This is a genomic window from Rhodobacter sp. P1_C2 (assembly GCF_056406375.1).
Map to the genome: position 1 here is coordinate 239,324 of NZ_JBFUAG010000001.1, position 19,019 is coordinate 258,342.

General features: G+C 65.6%; 20 protein-coding genes. 11 read left to right on the forward strand and 9 right to left on the reverse strand.

Annotated elements, in window-relative coordinates; genetic code table 11:
- Positions 1 to 3: 3 nt before the first annotated feature.
- From AC1DZT_RS01140 to phnG, 4 genes are read right to left on the reverse strand one after another with little or no spacing between them, the layout of a single operon-like run.
- Positions 4 to 870: an alpha-D-ribose 1-methylphosphonate 5-phosphate C-P-lyase PhnJ gene (locus tag AC1DZT_RS01140; RefSeq protein WP_478004748.1), complete on the reverse strand. Its 867-nt coding sequence runs from the start codon at positions 868 to 870 to the stop codon at positions 4 to 6.
- Positions 867 to 1,973, reverse strand: a complete 1,107-nt coding sequence (locus AC1DZT_RS01145; RefSeq protein ID WP_478004749.1) for a carbon-phosphorus lyase complex subunit — start codon at positions 1,971 to 1,973, stop codon at positions 867 to 869. Before AC1DZT_RS01145 ends, AC1DZT_RS01140 begins: the two co-directional genes overlap by 4 nt.
- On the reverse strand, positions 1,973 to 2,542 hold the full coding sequence (phnH, locus tag AC1DZT_RS01150; RefSeq protein WP_478004750.1) for a phosphonate C-P lyase system protein PhnH: 570 nt from the start codon (positions 2,540 to 2,542) through the stop codon (positions 1,973 to 1,975). Before phnH ends, AC1DZT_RS01145 begins: the two co-directional genes overlap by 1 nt.
- The gene (gene phnG, locus AC1DZT_RS01155) at positions 2,539 to 2,988 is read right to left on the reverse strand and encodes a phosphonate C-P lyase system protein PhnG (RefSeq protein WP_478004751.1); all 450 of its coding nucleotides are present in this window, start codon (positions 2,986 to 2,988) and stop codon (positions 2,539 to 2,541) included. Before phnG ends, phnH begins: the two co-directional genes overlap by 4 nt.
- A gap of 97 nt (positions 2,989 to 3,085) precedes the next feature.
- Between phnG and phnF the strand changes: the two genes are divergently transcribed.
- Positions 3,086 to 3,796: a phosphonate metabolism transcriptional regulator PhnF gene (gene phnF, locus AC1DZT_RS01160; protein WP_478004752.1), complete on the forward strand. Its 711-nt coding sequence runs from the start codon at positions 3,086 to 3,088 to the stop codon at positions 3,794 to 3,796.
- A 63-nt stretch (positions 3,797 to 3,859) separates the two neighbouring features.
- The gene (locus tag AC1DZT_RS01165) at positions 3,860 to 5,062 is read left to right on the forward strand and encodes an alpha-D-ribose 1-methylphosphonate 5-triphosphate diphosphatase (RefSeq protein WP_478004753.1); all 1,203 of its coding nucleotides are present in this window, start codon (positions 3,860 to 3,862) and stop codon (positions 5,060 to 5,062) included.
- Positions 5,063 to 5,131: 69 nt separating this feature from the next.
- Here AC1DZT_RS01165 and AC1DZT_RS01170 read toward each other — a convergent pair whose 3' ends face one another.
- The 5 genes from AC1DZT_RS01170 to phnC all read right to left on the reverse strand — a co-directional run bounded on the left by AC1DZT_RS01170 (position 5,132) and on the right by phnC (position 9,786).
- On the reverse strand, positions 5,132 to 5,770 hold the full coding sequence (locus AC1DZT_RS01170; RefSeq protein ID WP_478004754.1) for an LbetaH domain-containing protein: 639 nt from the start codon (positions 5,768 to 5,770) through the stop codon (positions 5,132 to 5,134).
- Between the two features lie 3 nt (positions 5,771 to 5,773).
- On the reverse strand, positions 5,774 to 7,072 hold the full coding sequence (phnE, locus tag AC1DZT_RS01175) for a phosphonate ABC transporter, permease protein PhnE (protein ID WP_478004755.1): 1,299 nt from the start codon (positions 7,070 to 7,072) through the stop codon (positions 5,774 to 5,776).
- On the reverse strand, positions 7,065 to 7,877 hold the full coding sequence (phnE, locus tag AC1DZT_RS01180) for a phosphonate ABC transporter, permease protein PhnE (protein ID WP_478004756.1): 813 nt from the start codon (positions 7,875 to 7,877) through the stop codon (positions 7,065 to 7,067). The genes phnE (AC1DZT_RS01175) and phnE (AC1DZT_RS01180) overlap by 8 nt, the downstream gene beginning before the upstream one ends.
- Before the next feature lie 136 nt (positions 7,878 to 8,013).
- Complete coding sequence (phnD, locus tag AC1DZT_RS01185; RefSeq protein ID WP_478004757.1) at positions 8,014 to 8,910, reverse strand: phosphonate ABC transporter substrate-binding protein; 897 nt, start codon at positions 8,908 to 8,910, stop codon at positions 8,014 to 8,016.
- A 45-nt stretch (positions 8,911 to 8,955) separates the two neighbouring features.
- A complete protein-coding gene (gene phnC, locus AC1DZT_RS01190) occupies positions 8,956 to 9,786 on the reverse strand; it encodes a phosphonate ABC transporter ATP-binding protein (RefSeq protein WP_478004758.1) in 831 nt (276 codons plus the stop codon).
- A 182-nt stretch (positions 9,787 to 9,968) separates the two neighbouring features.
- On the opposite strand from phnC, the gene AC1DZT_RS01195 reads away from it, so the two are divergent.
- From AC1DZT_RS01195 to AC1DZT_RS01235, 9 genes are read left to right on the forward strand one after another with little or no spacing between them, the layout of a single operon-like run.
- Positions 9,969 to 10,724, forward strand: a complete 756-nt coding sequence (locus tag AC1DZT_RS01195) for an SDR family NAD(P)-dependent oxidoreductase (protein WP_478004759.1) — start codon at positions 9,969 to 9,971, stop codon at positions 10,722 to 10,724.
- On the forward strand, positions 10,711 to 11,808 hold the full coding sequence (locus AC1DZT_RS01200; protein WP_478004760.1) for an ABC transporter ATP-binding protein: 1,098 nt from the start codon (positions 10,711 to 10,713) through the stop codon (positions 11,806 to 11,808). Before AC1DZT_RS01195 ends, AC1DZT_RS01200 begins: the two co-directional genes overlap by 14 nt.
- Before the next feature lie 21 nt (positions 11,809 to 11,829).
- The gene (locus tag AC1DZT_RS01205; RefSeq protein WP_478004761.1) at positions 11,830 to 12,912 is read left to right on the forward strand and encodes an ABC transporter substrate-binding protein; all 1,083 of its coding nucleotides are present in this window, start codon (positions 11,830 to 11,832) and stop codon (positions 12,910 to 12,912) included.
- Positions 12,913 to 12,933: 21 nt separating this feature from the next.
- Complete coding sequence (locus AC1DZT_RS01210; protein WP_478004762.1) at positions 12,934 to 13,875, forward strand: ABC transporter permease; 942 nt, start codon at positions 12,934 to 12,936, stop codon at positions 13,873 to 13,875.
- A complete protein-coding gene (locus tag AC1DZT_RS01215; RefSeq protein ID WP_478004763.1) occupies positions 13,872 to 14,672 on the forward strand; it encodes an ABC transporter permease in 801 nt (266 codons plus the stop codon). Before AC1DZT_RS01210 ends, AC1DZT_RS01215 begins: the two co-directional genes overlap by 4 nt.
- A gap of 17 nt (positions 14,673 to 14,689) precedes the next feature.
- Positions 14,690 to 16,012, forward strand: a complete 1,323-nt coding sequence (gene hisD / locus AC1DZT_RS01220) for a histidinol dehydrogenase (protein WP_478004764.1) — start codon at positions 14,690 to 14,692, stop codon at positions 16,010 to 16,012.
- The gene (locus tag AC1DZT_RS01225; RefSeq protein WP_478004765.1) at positions 16,012 to 17,019 is read left to right on the forward strand and encodes a zinc-dependent alcohol dehydrogenase; all 1,008 of its coding nucleotides are present in this window, start codon (positions 16,012 to 16,014) and stop codon (positions 17,017 to 17,019) included. Before hisD ends, AC1DZT_RS01225 begins: the two co-directional genes overlap by 1 nt.
- Positions 17,016 to 17,756 (forward strand): histidine utilization repressor, encoded by a 741-nt coding sequence (hutC, locus tag AC1DZT_RS01230; protein ID WP_478004766.1) that lies wholly within the window; start codon positions 17,016 to 17,018, stop codon positions 17,754 to 17,756. Before AC1DZT_RS01225 ends, hutC begins: the two co-directional genes overlap by 4 nt.
- The gene (locus tag AC1DZT_RS01235) at positions 17,753 to 19,018 is read left to right on the forward strand and encodes a hypothetical protein (RefSeq protein ID WP_478004767.1); all 1,266 of its coding nucleotides are present in this window, start codon (positions 17,753 to 17,755) and stop codon (positions 19,016 to 19,018) included. The genes hutC and AC1DZT_RS01235 overlap by 4 nt, the downstream gene beginning before the upstream one ends.
- Position 19,019: the final 1 nt, after the last annotated feature.

Here is a 19,019-nt window from a genome sequence, read left to right on the forward strand (position 1 = left end):
CCATCACAGATCCCCCTCAGCCACACCAAGCCGCCCGAGATGCCCGGCCTTGCGACGGCTCTGGCAAAAATCGGTGTCGGAACAGACGAACATCCGCTCGCCCGCGTCGTTCAGGATCACCTCGTCCAGATAGCTTGTCCCGGCACCGCACAGGTCGCAGTCATGCGCGGCCTTGCTGGCCACGAAAGGATGATCCTCGAAATCGAGCGAGACCGCTTGGCAATAGGGCGGCAGCGCATAGATCCGCTGTTCACGCCCGGCGCCGAACAGCTGGATCGCGGGATTTCCGCCAAGTTTGGGGTTGTCGTATTTCGGGATCGGCGAGGGCGACATGACATAGCGCGCCTCGACCTTGACCGGATAGTCGTAGGAGGTGGCGATCTGCCCATGCCGGGCGATATCCTCATACAGCTTCACATGCATCAGGCCGTAATCCTCCAGCTCGTGCATCTTGCGGGTCTCGGTCTCGCGCGGTTCCAGAAAGCGCAGGGGTTCGGGGATCGGCACCTGATAGACCAGGATCTGGCCCTCGGTCAGCGGGGTTTCCGGAATGCGGTGACGGGTCTGGATCACGGTCGCCTCCACCGTGGCTTCGGTCACGGCAACGCCCGCGGTGCGCTGGAAGAAACGGCGGATCGAGACGGCATTGGTCGTGTCATCGGCGCCCTGGTCGATCACCTTCAGCCGGTCTTCCGGCACAAGGCAAGCCGCCGTCACCTGCACGCCGCCGGTGCCCCAGCCATAGGGCATCGGCATCTCGCGGCTGGCGAAGGGCACCTGATAGCCGGGGATCGCCAGGGCTTTGAGGATGGCGCGGCGGATCATCCGCTTGGTCTGCTCGTCGAGATAGGCAAAGTTGTAGTCGTTCATTCCGCAGCCTCCTGCCGGGCGGCAGCCGCAGCGGTAGCCACAGCCTTAGACTCGGTGCGCAGGCGGCGCACCAGTTCCAATTCCGCTTGAAAATCAACGTAGTGCGGCAGCTTGATATGTTCGAGAAAGCCGGTCGCCTGTATATTGTCGCTGTGCATCAGGACAAACTCCTCATCCTGCGCCGGGGCGCCGGTGAAATCCTCGCCCAACTCCTTCCAGCGCAGGGCACGGTCGACCAGGCTCATCGCGATGGCCTTGCGTTCGGTCTGGCCGAAGACCAGGCCATAGCCACGGGTGAACTGGGGCGGCTCGGTTTTCGAGCCCTTGAACTGGTTCACCGTCTCGCATTCGGTCAGCTCGACCGTGCCGATCTGGACGGCAAAGCCCAACTCGGGGATCTCCATCTCCACCGGCACTTCCCCGATGCGGAGTTCGCCGACAAAGGCATGGGTGCGGCCATAGCCACGCTGGGTGGAATAGGCGAGCGAGAGGATGAAGCCCTCGTCCCCCCGGGTCAGCGCCTGCAGCCGCAGAGGCCGGCTGGCCGGAAGCTCCATCGGCGCGCGGGTCAGGTCGGGCGGGGTGGCATCACCCTTGGCCTCGGTCTGGATCAGCCCGTCGCGGTCGAGCATTCCCATGACATGCGGCACCGGGTCAAGGCTTGCCGGGGCGGTGGGGGCCTCGGGCGCCCCGCCCTCGGCGGCGAGTTTGAAATCCAGCAGACGGTGGGTGTAATCGAAGGTCGGGCCGAGGATCTGGCCGCCCGGCAGGTCCTTGAAGGTCGCGGAAATGCGTCTCGACACGGCCATATTCGCGGTTTCGACGGGGAGCGAGGCGCCCAGTCGCGGCAGGGTGGTGCGATAGGCGCGGATCAGGAAGATCGCCTCGATCAGATCGCCCCGCGCCTGCTTGATCGCCAGCGCGGCCAGGTCGGGATCGTAAAGCGAGCCTTCCGCCATCACCCGGTTGACCGCCAGCGCCATTTGTTCGCGGATCTGCGGCACCGAAAGTTCGGCAATGTCGCGGTCGCCGCGCCGTTCCTCGGCCAGCCATTCATGCGCGGCATCGATGGCCCGCTCGCCGCCTTTGACTGCGACATACATCAGAGCGCCTCCACGATGGTGCTGCGCGGCACAGCGGCAAGCTGGTCGCCGCAGGTCAGGTAAGTGTCGAACCCTTGCGGGAACAGCGCGCGGTTGGCGCGGAAAGCGGCCATTTCCGGCAAGGATAGAGCCACATGTGCGGCAATCCCCGGTCCGGTCAGGCGGTAGCCCGTGGCCTTCAGCGCCGGCATTTCGACGATCAGCGTGGCGGAGCGGTCGGGGTAATCCGGCGTGCCGATGGCAAAGCGGTCGACCGGCAGCAGCTCTTCCCATGCACCGATGGCAAAGCTCGCCTCCTCGGCCGCAACCAACGGCGCGCCGGTGTGGAAAGTGATCCAGGCGCGCAGGGCGGCATGGTCCAGCGACGGGGCGAGGTGGACCGGGGTGGTGCCGTCGCAGAGAGTCAGGATCAGCACCCCCGCGGCCATGGAGAGAGGCGCCGGTGGTGCTGCGCCCGCGACCTGGTGCAGGGTGCCGGGGCGGGCCATCGCCTCCATCGCGGCGCGGAAGGCGCGGGCGGATTGGCTGGAGGTCTCGGCAAAGCCGCCGGAAAGCATGTCTGGCGTCATTTGTCCTCTCCGCGTTGCAGGGTGAAGAATTCGACCCGTGTCGCCGCCGCCTTCGCCGCCCGCAGCTGTTGCGCGGCGGCTTCGGCCTGGCGCAGCGGGGTGAGGATGCGGGTTTGCAGCGCCTCGGCGGAATCGGTCTGCAGCATCGCGTCCAGCACGGCGGCCTGTCTGGCATGGGCCTTGTCGCGCCCCTGCACATGGGCATGGCCGACCTCCCCCGAGGCGAGCCGGACCGAGCAGCGCGTCACCGTCATCTCGCCCAGATTGAAGGGCTGGCCCGTGCCGCCGGTCCGCCCACGCACCATGACTGCGCCGACCTCGGGGCCGCGCAAAAGGTCATGCGGCGGCATTTCCGGCAGTAATAGAGACAGTTTTTCCGGCACCGCACGGGCGAGAAGGCCCATCCAGTCCTGACGCGCCTGCGGGTTTGCTGTTGTGTCTTTCATCGCCCATCCGACATCTTGCCAAGTTGTCTAACACACTATACAACTAGACAACTCTTACCCTCACCGTCCGGGGAATGCACGTGAAAGTTCTGTAACATTGGCCCGCAGCCCGGTCTGGTCCTCGATCCACGCGGCTTTGAAGGCGGAAATCGCCGGCGGCAGCTATGGCCCCGGCGCAAAACTGCCGACCGAGGCGCAATTGGCGCAGCGCTTCGGGGTCAACCGCCACACGGTGCGCCACGCGCTATCGGCGTTGGCCGAAGAGGGGCTGGTGCAGTCGCGGCGCGGCGCAGGGGTTTTCGTGACCTCGACCCCGACCGATTACCCGTTGGGGCGCAGGGTGCGCTTTCATCAGAATGTCCTCGCCTCGGGGCGCACGCCGTCGCGCCGGTTCCTGCGGCGCGAGACGAGGCCCGCGAGCCCGCCCGAGGCCGAGGCGCTGGCCTTGCCGCCGGGGTGCCTGGTGCATCTGATCGAGGGGATCTCTCTCGCCGATGGTCTGCCGATGGCCCTGTTCCGCTCGGTCTTTCCGGCGGAACGCTTTCCGGATTTTCTGGAGGCGATGGCAGAAACAGGCTCTATCACCGCCTCTTTGGCCCGTGGTGGCCTGTCCGACTATACCCGTGCGCTGACCCGGATGACCGCGCGGCAGGCCGATGCGGTCCAGGCGCTGCACCTTCAGGTTTCGCAGGGAGCGCCGTTGTTGCGCTCGATCACGGTGAATGTCGATGCCGCGGGCCAGCCGGTGGAATTCGGCACCACCTGGTTTGTCGGCGACCGCGTCACTTTGACGGTGATTCCCGAGTAACTGTCACGTTCCCGTTGCGCGGTTCGGGTATCTCCCTGTCCATTCAGCCCGATGGATCCTGTGATGACCGATTTCCTGCCCCCTTTGCGCCTGACCGGTGCCCATGTTCTGCGCGACGGCGAGATGCAGTTGCGCTCGCTCGGGCTTGCCGCTGGGCGGCTGGAGCCGGGGCCCCTGCCGGAGGTCGATTTGACCGGGTTCTACATCATGCCCGGCATCATCGACCTGCATGGCGACGGCTTCGAACACCACATGGCGCCGCGCCCCTCGGCACCCTTTCCGCTGGAAACCGGGCTTGCCTCCTTTGACCGCGAGGCGGCGAGCCATGGGGTGACGACCGCCTACCTCGCCCAAAGCTGGAGCTGGGAGGGTGGCTCGCGCAGCCCGGATCATGCCGAGGCGGTGCTGGGCGCGCTCAAATCCTACCGGCCGCAGGCCATGACCGACCTGCGCCTGCAGATCCGGGCCGAGACGCATCTGGTCGGCGAGACCCAGCGCCTGATCGAGGTCGTCAAGCGGCATGGTGTCGGCTATGTCGTCTTCAACGACCATCTGGAGGAAGGCTTCCAGATGTCGCGCGTCGCCCCCGCCGCCTTTGCCCATTGGGCGCGCAAGGTCGGCAAGACCCCCGAGGAGCTGGCCGAGGCGATCCAGGTCGCCCGGGACGCGAAGGGTGAGGTCGCGCGCAGCCTGTGTCGGCTGGCGGAGGCCTTCGATGCGATGGGCGTCGTCTATGGCAGCCATGACGACCCCGATGGCGAGACGCGGGAGAAGTTCCGCATGATCGGCGCCCAGGTGGCGGAGTTTCCGCTGACCCACCGCGCCGCCGCCGCTGCCCATGCGATGTTCAGCCCGGTGATCATGGGCGCGCCCAATGTGGTGCGGGGGCAGAGCCAGGCCGGCAATGCCTCGGCCTCGGATCTGATTGCAGCGGGGCTGTGTGATGCTTTGGTCTCGGATTATCACCTGCCTGCCCTGCCGCTGGCCGTTTGGGCGCTGGTGGATCGCGGCATTCTGAGCCTGCCCAAGGCCTGGGCCCTGATCTCCTCCACCCCGGCGGAGATCTTGCGGATGACCGACCGGGGCAGGCTTGACCCGGGCCGGCGGGCCGATCTGGTGGTGATCGAGGCCGCCTCGCGGCGGATCGAGGCGACGATCTGCAATGGCCGGCTCACCTATCTGGCGGGCGAGGCCGGGCGGCGCTTCATGGCGCAGCCGCGGGTGATTTCGGCGCTTTCAGAAGATGAGATGATCGCGGCGGAGTAGGATTGCACGCGTGAAATTCTGTGCAAGGGCTTGACGCGGAACGGTTTTACAGATTCCGTTAGCCTTCGCTTAACCCACTTGAGCGGGCGAATTACCTTCGTATTTCTCAAGGAAAGCCTCGGCGGGCAGGGTGCGGAAGTCGGGCAGGGCCTGGCGCAGGGCGTCATGGCTCCAGTCCCACCAGGCGAGGGCCTGCATCCGCTCGGCCACCTGCGGGGCAAAGCGCGGGCGCAGGGGCATGGCGGGCACGCCGGCGTAGATCATGTAGGGCGGCACGTCCTTGGTCACCACGGCGCCGGAGGCGAGGATGGCACCGGCGCCGATCGTCACCTCGGGCTTCACCACCACGCCATGCCCCAGCCAGGTATCCGGCCCGATCACCGTGCGGCGCGACTGGCGATGCGCGAAGAAATCCGCGTCATCGGCCACATCGTCCCAGTAGGCGGCCGAGCGGTAGAGGAAATGGTGCAGCGAGGCGTTCTGATAGGGGTGGTCGGTCGGGCCGATCCGGGTCATCGCCGCGATATTGGCGAATTTGCCGACGGTCGTATTGGCGATGTCCGACAGGCGGTCGCAATAGGCATAATCCTCGAAGGTGGAATGGAGGATACGGCTGCCCTCGCCCACCTCGCACCAGGCGCCGAAATGGGCCTCGATCAGGGTGCAATTGGGGTGGATCAGCGGTTCGCTGGCGGAAAGCTTCGGCATGGTTCAGCCCTTGATCAGACGGCGGCGGATCTGGCCCGAGGCCCAGTCCATCAGCATCACCATCAGCACGATCAGGATGAGGTAATAGGCGACATCCTCCCAATCCTTCTGGGTCTGGATCGCCTGGGTGAGGAGAAGCCCGATGCCGCCGCCGACGATGGCGCCGATGACGGTGGCGCTGCGGGTGTTGGATTCAAAGGCGTAAAGCACCTGGCTCATCAGGACCGGCATCACCTGCGGGATGACGCCGAAACGGGCGCGCTGCACGGCATTGGCGCCGGTGGAACGGATGCCCTCGACCTGCTTTTCGTCGATGTTCTCCAGCGCCTCGGAGAAAGTTTTGCCGAAGGCGCCGGTGTCGGTCATCAGGATGGCGAGGGCGCCGGTCATCGGGCCGGGACCGAAGGCACGGGCCAGGATGATGGTCCAGATCAGCGCATCCACCCCGCGGATGAAGTCGAAGACCCGGCGCATGGCAAAGCGCATGAGGCGGAAAGGCATCATGTTCGACGCGGCGAGGAAACTGAGGGGCAGGGCGATCAGCGCGGCGGTGAAGGTGCCGAGGAAGGCCATCAGAATCGTCTCGAACATGGCGTAAAACACATCCGAATGGTGCCACATCCGGTTGGTCCAGAAGTCCGACGCCATATGGGCGAGGTTGGATTGCGCCGGATCGACCCGCGGCTCCCACAGGGCGGAGGCGATCAGGCTGCCCCAGGATTTGCCGTAGAAGGGGCTGTCGAAGGTGAAGAAGAACAGCTCCCACCCCGGGAAATAGCGGAAGGTTTCGACCTTGGAGCGGGTGTAGTTGAAGCGACCGGCGGGGGTGGTGACGGCGACGCGGGTGTCAGAGGCGCTGATCCAGTTGGGCAGGGGCTGCGGGGCGGAAAGGCTCAAGCCGCCGTCCCTGGGGGTGATGACGATGGTGCCATAGCCCGGCACGACAAAGCGCGCGCCCGTGGCGTCATAGGTCACCAGATTGCCGTGGCCGAGGTCGATATGTGTCACTGATCCTGCGGTTTTGACCCAATCGGGAGAAAAGGCATATCGGTTGTCGCCGTCGATCGAGGAGGTGACAGCGCCGGTCCGGTTGTCGCGGGTGACATGGACCTTGTAGCTGACGAAATCCGACAGAAGCACGGCGGCATTGTCCATCCGCGCCCGCGAGGCGACGCCGAGCAGGTCGAAGGCCATGGCGGCATAGAGGAGATAGGCGAGGATCAGCACCGGCACGGCGAGGGCAAAGCGGCGGCGGCGGGTGAAGCTGCCCTCGACGGCGGCGAAAAGGCTGGCGTCAACCATGGCGCGCTCCCTTGGTCAGCTGCTGGCGCATGGCGTCGGAAAAGCGGTCGATGGCGACGATGGTCAGGAAGAGGATGATGAAGATGGCGACGACCTGATCGTAGCGGCCCTGGCCCCATTGCATCGCGAGTTTCAGGTCATAGCCGATCCCGCCTTGCCCCACGAAACCGAGGATGGCCGAGGCGCGGACGTTGATCTCGAACCGCATCAATCCATAGGACATCCAGTTCGGCGCGACCTGCGGGATCACGCCAAGCCAGATCCGCTGACCCCAGGTGGCGCCGACGGAAGTCAGCCCCTCCACCGGTTTCAGATCGGCGTTTTCGGCGGCTTCAGAGAAGAGTTTGCCCAAGGCGCCCGCGGTATGAAGTGCGATGGCGACCACGGCGGGGATCGGGCCGCCGCCAAGGACGAAGATCAGCACGAGGGCGATCACCACATCCGGCAGGGCACGCAGGGCGTCCATCGTGCGGCGGAAGACCGGGGTCAGGCGCGGCCAGGGGGCGAGGCCGCGGGTCGAAAGGCAGGCGAGGAGCGCCGCAAACAGCCCGCCGATCAGGGTGGAGACGGCGGCGATGTTCAAGGTCTCGATCAGCGAGGGCAGGAAATGCGCCATCAGGCCGGGCAGCTTGGCGCGGTCACGCCAACCCTCGGACAGAACCTCGGAGGGGAAGGCGCCCAGCATCGGCAACCCGTTGAGGAAGCCGCCGGCGTTGCGGCTTTCGGCCATGCGGAACCCCGAGGCGAGCAAAGCCACCATCAGCACCAGCAAAATGGTACCATAGAGCCGCTTTCTGCGGACCATCTCCAGATAGGCTTGGCTTTTGTCGGCGGGATCAGGGCGCGGGCCCTTCTCTGGTCCGAAGGCGAGGTCAACCATGGGGAACCCGAATGAAAGAGCCGGGCCCCGATGAAGGGGCCCGGCGATGGGAAGGGGGATCTTACTTCGCGTCTTGCAGCTTGCGGGCGGCGATGATGCCCTCATAGGCGTCGAGGGTGACCGGGACGAAGCCTTTGACCTCACCCGCGGCAACGCCGTAAGCGCAGGTCTTGTCGGTCTGCGGCAGGGCTGCGGTCAGGGCGGTGACCTTGTCCTTCACGTCCTGCGGCAGGGCCGAACGCACCACCATCGGGCCTTCCGGGATCAGCTTCGAACGCCAGATCTCGACCAGGTTGTTCATGTCGACCAGGCCCGAATCCACGGCCTTGCGGAAGGCGCCGGAGTTGTAGCCGTCTTCCCAGTTGCCCTGGCCATCGGCCCAGGACACACCCGCATCGAAGGTGCCATTGGCGACGCCGACGATGGTCTGCTCATGCCCGCCGGAGAATTTCACCGAGGAGAAGTAATCCTCCAGCTTGCCGTATTTGGCGATCAGCTCGGAACCGGGGACCAGGTAGCCCGAGGTGGAGTTCGGCTCGCCGAAGGCGAAGGAATGGCCCTTGGCCTCGTCCATCGTCTTGATGCCGGTGTCCTTGCGGGTGAAGCCGATCGAGTAATAGCCGGTCGAACCGTCCAGATGCTGGGTGGTCAGGCGCACTTCCACGGCTTTCGGGTCGGTCAGGTAGATCTTGGCAAAGCCCGAAGCGCCCATCCAGGCCATGTCGAGCGTCCCGCCCAGAAGGCCCTGGATCACGCCGTCATAATCGGCCGGGGTGAAGACCTTGACCGGCACGCCCAGCTCTTTCTCCAGCGCGGCGCGGTAGCATTCGTTCGAGGCCAGACGGTCCTGCGCATTCTCGCCGCCGAGGATGCCGAGGTTGAATTGCTTAATCTCTTGCGCCTGTGCGGCACCGGCCAGCAGGGTTGAGGCGGTAAGAAGGGCGAGCAGCTTTTTCATGGTCGTCTCCGGTTTTTGGCCCGTTCGGGGCCGGGGAAAGGAATTTCAGGCCAGCATCGCCGCGGCATAATCGCGGTCGGGGGCCGAAATGGCGGTGGAAGTGGCGCTTTCGTTGAAGCTGTCGTCGGCGCCGTAGATGTCGCGCGCGACCCCCTGGGTCAGCTGTTCGGGCGTGCCGTCAAAGACGACGCGGCCGTCGCGCATGCCGATCACCCGGTCGCAATAGCGCCGCGCGGTGTCGAGCGTGTGGAGGTTGGCGATGACGGTGCGGCCGTCCTCTTCATGGATGCGGCGCAGGCTGTCCATGACGAGCTGGGCGTTCATCGGGTCGAGCGAGGCGATGGGCTCGTCGGCGAGAATGATCCTCGGGTCCTGCATCAGGGCGCGGGCGATGGCGACGCGCTGCTGCTGGCCGCCCGACAGCGCCTCGGCCCGTTTCGGGGCCTGTTCGGCAATGCCGAGCCGGTCGAGGATCGAGAGGGCGCGGCGGATATCGGCCTCGGGCCAGAGGTTGAATAGGGTGGCGAGGGTGGAGCGGCGGTTCAGGATGCCGTGCAGCACGTTGGAGGCCACATCCATCCGCGGCACCAGGTTGAACTGCTGGAAGATCATCGCGCATTGGCTTTGCCAGGCACGTTTGGCGGCGCCCTGCAGGGTCAGAATCTCGCGCCCTTCAAAGATGACCGCGCCCGAGGTGGCATCGGTCAGACGGTTCATCATCCGCAGGAGCGTCGATTTCCCCGCGCCGGACCGCCCGATGACGCCGACGAAGGCCGGCTTGTCGATCACAAAGCTCGCCCGGTCGACGGCGGCCTTGTCGCCGAATTTGCGGGTGACATCCTTGAACTGCAGCACGGGGCATATCTCCGGTTTCATCTGGCGGGGCGTAGCGCCGCTTTGTGACGCTGCCGCCTCAGGCCGGTGAATGTTTGGTGACAGGGCCCGGCCATTGCCTGAAGATCGGGCAGGGCGCGCGCGGGGAGTCGCTGTTTGTATATGGTGGTATAGACAACCTGTTTTTTCCGTGTTTCTGTTGGGTCAAAGCAAGGGGGCGGGGTTTGGCGGGAAAGTTCGATCTGTCGGGGAAAAGGGCCGTGGTGACCGGGGCAAGCCGGGGGCTGGGGCAGGCGATTGCGCTGGATCTGGCCGAGGCGGGCTGCGATCTGGTGATCACCGCGCGGCAGGTTGAGGGGTTGGGCGAGACCGAGGCCCTGCTGCAGCGCTTTGGCCGCAAGGTCCTGTGCCTAGGTCTGGATGTGACCGAAACCGCCAGAATAGAGCCTGTTTTTGCCGAGGCGCGGGCGGCCTTGGGGGGCCTCGATATCCTCGTCAACAATGCGGGCTGTGAAGAGGTGCGCGAGTCCTCTGCGGTTGATGCGGCGCTTTGGGACCGGATCGTGGACACCAACCTGAAAGGTGCCTTCTTTTGCGCGCAGGCGGCGGCGGGGCATATGGCGGGCGGGGCGATCGTCAACCTCTGCTCGCTCACCAGCTATGTGGGCGTGCCGACGGCGGTGGCCTATGGCGCCTCGAAATCCGGGCTTTTGGGGATGACGAGGGCCTTGGCGTCCGAATGGGCCGGGCGTGGCATTCGGGTGAATGCGATTGCGCCAGGCTATTTCCGCACCGCGATGACTGAGGGGTTTTATCAGGATGCCGCCTGGCAGCAGGCGATGCTGGCCAAGATCCCGCAGGGCCGCTTTGGCCGGGCGGAGGATGTCGGCGGGGCGGTGGTCTTCCTGGCCTCGGAGGCCGCCGCCTATATCACCGGGCAGTGTCTGCCGATTGACGGAGGCTATCTTGCCAGCATCTGAGCCGACGGCGGTGGACGTGCGCGATGTCTCGATGGTCTATCAGGGCAAGCCTGCGGTGAAATCGGCCTCTTTCTCGCTGGAGAAGGGCAAGTTCCTGACGATCCTCGGGCCGTCAGGTTCCGGCAAGACCACGCTTCTGCGGATGATCGCGGGGTTTCAGCAGCCGACGCATGGCGAGATCTTCATCGCCGGCAAGGCAGTTGGCGCGGTGCCGCCACATGAGCGCTCCATCGGGATGGTGTTCCAGAAACTGGCTCTGTTCCCGCATTTGAGCGCCGAGGACAACGTGGCCTTCCCCCTGCGGATGCGCCGCCATGATGCGCGGACGATCCCGTCGAAGGTCGATCAGTTCCTCGACCTGGTGCGGCTGGGCGGCTATGGCAAACGGCGGATTCATGAACTGTCGGGCGGCCAGCAGCAGCGCGTGGCGATTGCGCGGGCTTTGGTCTTTGAACCCGACCTTCTCTTGCTGGACGAACCCCTCGCCGCGCTGGACCGCAAGCTGCGCGAGGAGATGCAGCTGGAGTTTCGCCGCATCCAGCACGCCCTGGGGGTGACGACGATCAACGTGACGCATGACCAGCGCGAGGCTTTGGTGGTGTCGGACGAGATCATCGTGATGGATGGCGGGGCGATCCAGCAGAAGGCGCGGCCTGCCGAGACCTATCGCAACCCCGGCAACCCCTTCGTGGCCAATTTCATTGGTGTGACGAATTTCCTGCCCGGCGTGGTGCGGTCGGTCGGCGATGTCGTGGGCTATGACTGCGACGGCGTGGCGCTGACCGGGGTGGCGATGCGCGCGGCGCCGCAGGTCGGCCAGACCGTCACCGGCGCGCTGCGGGCCGAACAGATCCGGATTGCCGGGGAGGCGGCGCAGCTGCAGGCCCTTGATACTCGACTGGAAGGCCGCGTGCTGGATGTGATCTTCGAGGGCGAGCGGATCGTCTATGATGTGGCTCTGATCCGGCCGGAAGGGCATACTCTAAGGGTCTTTGACCATGACCCGCTGCACCATACGCAGTTCGAGACCGGTCAAACCGTGCATCTGGGCTGGAACGCCCGGGATGTGATGATCTTCGTCTGAAACCCCCATAGGAGAGCGTTCATGACCCCATTCAATCGTCGTCGTTTCATCCAGGGCTCGGCTGCGCTGGCCGGGCTTTCGGCCTTTCCGCGGATGGCTTTGGCCGATGAGCCGGCCAAACCGGCCGAGTTGATCGTGCGGGCCTGGGGCGGGTCCTGGGTCGATGCGCTGAAGGCCGGGGTCTCCGATCCCTTCACCGCGGCCACCGGCATCGCGATCCGCCATGACCTGACCGAGGATAACGAGATCCAGCCGAAGCTTTGGGCCGCCGTCGCGCAAAAGCGGGTGCCGCCGATCCATGTGAACTGGGATACCACGGTCAATGCCACCAAATCCGCCCTGCGCGGCGTGACCGAGGATCTGTCGGACCTGTCCAACCTTGCCGGCACCAATGAGCTGGCCAAGCCGGTCGGCCTCGACGGCTTCCCGATCGTCAACACCTATGGCTATGTCTATGTGCTGGCCTACCGGCCCGAGGCCTTCCCGGATGGTGCGCCGAAGTCGTGGAAAGATCTGCTCGACCCCAAGCTGAAAGGCCGGATTGGTCTCTATAACGACGGGATCGGGCTGCACTTCCCGGCGCAGGTCGCGGGGGGTGGCAAGCTGTCGGATATTCCCGACAACATGGCCGCCGCTTGGGATTTCATGACCAAGCTGAAGGGTCAGGCGCCGCTTCTGGGCGAGGACCCCGATTTCACCAGCTGGTTCCAGAAGGGCGAGATCGACGCCGCCTGCACCATCTCCACCAACGCGCGGGAGGCCAAGAAGAACGGCATCAACCTCGCCTGGGTGATCCCGGAAGAAGGCGCCACCTATGACACCGATGGCCTCTGGGTGCCCAAGGGCCTGCCGGAGAACGAGCTTTACTGGGCCAAGCAGTACGTGAACTTCGCCATCACCAAGGACGCGCAGCAGGTCTGGCTGGATGGGCTGGGGCTGCCGGGCGTGGTGCCGGGGGTCAATCCGCCGGCCGATCTGGTGGGCGACCCCTCTTATCCGACCACGGCGGAGGAGTTCAAACACCTGATCCGCGTTTCGGCCAAGGCGCAGGCGGAACATGAAAGCGAGTGGTTCGCGAAGTTCAAGGAAATCATGCAGGGCTGAGGCCCGCATCTGGAGCAGGCGATGCGCAAGGCAGGGCGGGAATACCCGATCTCGTGGCGGGTGATGGACGCGGTGGAGGCGGCAGCGGCAGCGCTGTGGCCGCGCCGCGCCAGTGCCGCCTTGCCTTGGCTGATGCTGTTGCCCGCTGTGCTGCTGATCGGGCTTCTGGTCATCGGTCTGGTGCAGATGGGCGACACCAGCCTGCGCACGCTTGATACGACCACTTTTCTCATGTCGGAAAGCCATACGCTGGCCAATTACAAGCGGGCGCTGACCGAGAAGCTGTTCTTCATCGTGGCGAGCCGCAGCCTGATTGCGGCGGTGATAGTGACGGTTTTCACCCTGATCCTCGCCTTTCCCTATGCATACCTCATGGTCCGCACCCCGCGTGCGGGCCTGCGGAAGTTCCTGTTGATCGCGCTGTTCCTGCCCTTCTTCATCGGGCAGGTGGTGCGGGCCTATGGTTGGCTGATCATCCTCGGCAATCAGGGCATGGTGAACGAGGCTTTGGGGCTGGTCGGTATCGCGCCGGTCCGGCTGTTGTTCAACTACTACGCGGTGATCTTCGGGCTGGTGCAATATATGCTGCCCTTCGCCGTCCTGATGCTCGCCCCCGCGCTGACAGCAATTCCGGAGGAGATCGAGGCTGCGGCAGGCTCGCTTGGCGCCAATTGGGTGCGCACCTTCTGGCATGTGGTGCTGCCGATGGCGCGGCCGGGGTTCGTGGGGGCGGGGATCGTGGTGCTGACCCTGTCGCTGACCGATTTCGCGATTCCGGCGATGCTTGGCGGCGGGTCGCAAGATTTCATCGCCAATGCGATCTATGACCAGTTCTTCCGCACCTCCGATTCCGGCATGGGGGCGACTTTGGCCTTGCTGTTGGTGGCGGCGGGCTCGGTTCTGGTGGGGGTTGTCTTTGCGGCCTTCGGCGCGGGGACCCTGGCGATGGGGCGGACGGAATGAGTGCGGCACGGTCCAAGACCCTGGTGCTGTGGCTGCTGGTGGGCTTTGCGCTGGTGATCCTGTCGGCGCCGACGCTGGTGGTGCTGGGCGCCTCCTTCACGGCGGGCAATATCATCACCTTCCCGCCCGAGGGGCTGTCGCTGAAATGGTATGCCAAGATTTCGACCGCGACCGACCTGCGCGGGGCCTTCTACCGTTCGCTTTATGTGTCACTGATCTGCACTTTGGTGGCGGTTCCGGTCGGCACGCTGGCGGGGATTGCGCTGTCGAAATATCGCCTCAGGTTCGCGACGGCGGTGCAGATCTACCTTTTGCTGCCCTTCACCATCCCGCTGATCGGGTCGGGCATCGGGTTGATGCTGCTGTTCGGGCAGGTGGGGATATTGGGCCAGCTTTGGCCGGTGGGCCTCGCCTGCTGCGTCATCAACCTGCCCTTCATGATCTGGGCGGTGACCTCCTCGGCCGGCAGTCTTGACCCCGATCTGGAGCTTGCCGCCGCCAATTGCGGGGCGCCGCCGGTGCAGACCTTCCTTTATGTGACGCTGCCGGCGGTGACGCCGGGCATCATCACCGGGGCGCTTTTGATGTTCATCCTCGCCCTGAACGAGTTCCTGGTCAGCCTGCTGCTCGTCGATGCCAGGATCGTCACGCTGCCGGTGCAGATCTACAACTCGATCCGGTCGATCATCACGCCGGACCTCGCCGCGATTTCGGTCGTCTTCATCGCCTGCGCCTCGGTGGCGATCCTGGCTTTGGACCGGCTGGTCGGGCTCGACATCTTTCTCAAATCCAAGTGACGCGACAGGAAAACGCCATGACAGTCTCTTTTCACCGCTACGGTTCGCTGGATGTCCCGGGGCGCGCGGCGCTGCTGCGCCGGTCCGAGGCGGACCTGTCGGGCTTCATCGAAAAGGTCGGCCCGATCATCGAGGCGGTGCGCAGCGAAGGCGATGCGGCGCTGGTCCGCTTTGGCCAGACGCTGGACAAGGCGGCGGTGACGCTGGGCAATCTCAAGGTGTCGGAGGCCGAGTTCGATGCCGCCTTCAAGCTGGTCGATGAGGAGGTGATCGGCGCCATCCGCTTTGGCATCGACAACATCCGCCGCTTTCACGAGGAACAGAAGCCCGAGGCGATGTGGCTGAAGGAGATGCGGCCCGGCGCCTTTGCCGGTGACCGCTATACGCCGATCCGCTCGGTGGCACTTTATGTGCCGCGCGGGAAGGGGGCCTTCCCCTCGGTCACCATGATGACGGCGGTGCCGGCGGTGGTGGCCGGGGTGCCGGATCTGGCGATCATCACCCCGCCTGCGCCGGATGGCAGCGTCGATGCGGCAACCCTCGTGGCGGCGCGTTTGGCCGGTGTAGAGACGGTTTACAAATGCGGTGGCGCGCAGGCGGTGGCGGCGGTGGCCTACGGGACCGAGACGGTGAAGAAGGCGCTGAAGATCGTCGGCCCCGGCAGCCCCTGGGTCGTGGCGGCCAAACGGTTGCTGTCGGGCGTGATCGACCCCGGCCTGCCGGCGGGGCCGTCGGAATCGCTGATCTTCGCCGATGGCACGGTGCATGGCGGTCTTGCCGCACTCGACCTGCTGATCGAGGCCGAGCATGGGCCGGATTCCTCGGCCTATCTCGTCACCCATTCCGCTAAGGTGGCCGAACAGGCGCTGGAGGCTTTGCCGCAGCACTGGGCGCAGATGACGCCGCAGCGGGTGGAGTTTTCGAAAGCGGTTCTGAGCGGGCCTTATGGCGGGGTGATCCTGACCGAGAGCCTGCAGCAAAGCATCGACTTCGTGAACGACTATGCGCCCGAGCATCTGGAGATCCTCTCCACCGATCCTTTCGCGCATCTGGGGCGGATCACCGAAGCGGCAGAGATCCTGATGGGGCCGCATACGCCGGTGTCGATCGGCAATTTCGGGCTTGGCCCCAATGCCGTGCTGCCGACCAGCCGCTGGGCGCGGACCTGGGGGCCCCTGTCGGTGCATGATTTCGTCAAGCGCTCCTCCATCGGCTATGTCACCGCCAGCGCCTATCCGGAGTTTGCGAAGAACGCCGGGATTCTGGCGCGGTACGAAGGCTTCTCCTCGCACGAGTTGGCGGTGGGACCGCTGCGCGACCAGTATCTGCCGGAGGCGTGATGATGGCGATGACCTCGGTCCGGCTGCATGCGGCGGGCGATCTGCGGGTGGAGGCCATTGCGCGCCCCGGTGCGCCCCAACCGGGCTGGGTCGGCCTGAGGGTGACGGCGGCGGGGATCTGCGGGTCGGACCTGCACAACTTCCGCACCGGGCAGTGGATCACGCGCAGCCCCTCGGTCGCGGGGCATGAATTTGCCGCCGAGGTCACGGCCTTGGGGGTGGGGGTGACCGGGCTGGCCTTGGGCGACCGGGTGGTGGCCGACAGTCGGTTCTGGTGCGGCACCTGTACCGCCTGCCGCAGGGGCCTGCCGCAGGTCTGCGAGAGCCTGGGCTTTGTGGGCGAGGTCTGCGACGGCGGCTTTGCCGAGGAGACGACGCTGCCCGCCCGGCTTCTGGTCCGCCATGCGCCCGGTCTGGACCCGGCGATTGCCGCCTTTGCCGAGCCTTTGGCGGTGGCCCTGCATGCGGTGCGGCGGCTGAACGCGCCGCAGGGGGCGCCGGTTCTGGTCATGGGTTGTGGCCCGATCGGCGGGCTGGCGGCGCTGCTTCTGTCGCATCTGCACCGGGGCGAGGTTCTGGTCAGCGACCGCAACCCGGCCCGCGCCGCCAAGGTGGCCGAGGTGACCGGCGCGCAGGCGGTGACGCTGGAGGATGCACCGCGCGATCTGCGCCATGCCATCGAGGCGACGGGGCAGGTTGCCGTGGTCGAGGCCTTGCTGAACCGGCTGGACCCCGGCGGCGGGATCGCCCTCGTCGGCATCGCGCACGGCAGCTTTGCGCTGGACCCCAACCGTCTGGTAGAGCGGGAGATTTCCCTGATCGGCTGCCACGCCTTCGGCCCCGAACTGCCCGAGGCGGTGGGCCTGTTGCCCGACCTCGCCCCGCAACTCGAAAGCTTCATCGACCGGCGGATCACGCTGGCAGAGGTCCCTGCCGCCTATGACCGGCTGCTGAAAGGCCAGAGCGCGGGGCTGAAGACCATCATCCTGCCCGAGGTTGCGGGATGAGCCTGACCTCGGGCCTCGCCGGGCCGCTTTATGAGAAGGTCAAGGCCTATGTGCTGGAACGCATCGCCAGTGGCGAGTGGCTGACCGACCATCGCCTGCCCTCGGAAAACGAGTTGGTGGCGCATCTGGGCATTTCGCGGATGACGGTGAACCGGGCGCTGCGCGAGCTGACCTCGGCCGGGTATCTTCTTCGGATTCAGGGGGTTGGCACCTTTGTCGCCCCGCGCAAGCCCCTGTCGGCGCTGATCGAGATCAACGATATCTCGGTCGAGATCAAGGCGCGGGGCAGCGCGCATCGGGCCGAGGTGATCAGGCTGGAGACGCTGACCGCGGCGCCCGATCTCGCCGCCGCCTTCGAGTTTCGCGGGCCGCAGCGGGTGGGGCATTCCATCGTCCTCCATTTTGAGAACAACGTGCCGGTGCAGATCGAGGAGCGTTATGTCAATGCCGCCTTGGTCCCGGCCTATGACCAGCAGGATTTCACCAGGATGACGACCTTCGACTATCTGCAGGCCCAGATGCCCTTGTCGGAGGTGGAGCATGTCATCTCGGCCATCCCTGCCGACCCGGAAATGGCGCAGCATCTGAACCTGCATCTGGGGGAGCCGTGTCTCCTCCTCCACCGCAGGACGTGGAGCGGGGCGGCGGTGGCGACGGTCAACAATTTCACCTATGCCGGGCGGCGCTATTCTTTGGGCAGCCGCTATCAGCCCGCCGCCGTGGGGGCCAAGCCATGAGCCGCACCGCCGAAATCCGCGCCCTGGCGCAACGCGACGAACCTGCAGCGCTGGCGATGCTGGGGCGGCTCTTGCAGTCCAGCTTCGGGCTTCAGGCGCGGGGTGTGGCCATCAACCGCGATCAATACAGCCTCAACTCGCTCAACGGGTTCTTTGCCACCGATGAGGGGGAGTTCTTCTTCAAATTCCATCAGGAAGAGGGCGAAGAGGCGATGAGCGGCGAATATTACCGGGCCGAGATCCTGGAGGCGGCGGGATTGCCGGTGGACATGCCGCTTTATCGTTCCACCGAGCCGGGCGAGCAGATCCTGATCTACCGCCGCCGCAGCGACCCGCGCTTTTCGGATGTGCTGCGGGGCCTCGATCTGGCCCCGGATGCGGCGGCGGAGGCTTTGGCGGTGCAGGCGGAGGCGGGGCTGAATGCGAGGCTCTTGCAGGTCAGCCGGGCCAGCCTGCATGCCATCACCGCGCAGGAAAGTGCCGCCGAACCGATCCACCGGCTGTTTTCCGAACGTCTGGTTGATTTGCCCGGGCGGCATTATCCGGGCGGGCGGTTGAAGTCCTTCTACATCGGCCAGCGCTTTGACTTCCCGGGTGCCAGTCTGGACTGGGATCAGCTGTCCACCGCGCAGGTGCGGGTCAATGGGGTGGATTATGCCGACAGCATCGGCGCGCTGTTCGACCGTTCGGCCCGGCTTTTGCAGCCCGAGGCTTTGGCGCGGTTTGGCGGGGTGGTGGCGCATGGCGATGCCCATAACGCCAATGTCTGGTATCAGAAGGGGCCGGAACTGGTCTTCTTCGATCCGGCCTTTGCCGGAGAGAACGTGCCGGCGCTGCTCGCCGAGGTGAAGGCGACCTTCCACAACATCCTTGCCCATCCGTTCTGGCTTTATGACCCGGCGCTGGCGGCGGAAAAGTTCCATGCCGAGGTGCGCCATGATGGCAGGGTTTTGGAGATCACGACCGATTACCACCCCAGCCGCATCCGCGACGCCCTGTTGCAGGTGAAGGCGGAGGGCTACTGGCGCCCGATGCTCGCCACCTTGCGGGAGCTTGGGTTCCTGCCCGACGACTGGCGCGCGACCTTGCGGGCCGCGCTCTTCTGTTGCCCGACGCTGGTGATGAGCCTGCGGGCCGGGGGCAGCCATAACCCCACCTCCTCGGCCCTGGGCTTTGCCATCAGCGTCATGGCGGGCAGCGAGCCTTTGGGTGCCTCGGACCGGATCAGCCGCTTTCTGGACCAGATCAGCCCGGCGGCTTGAG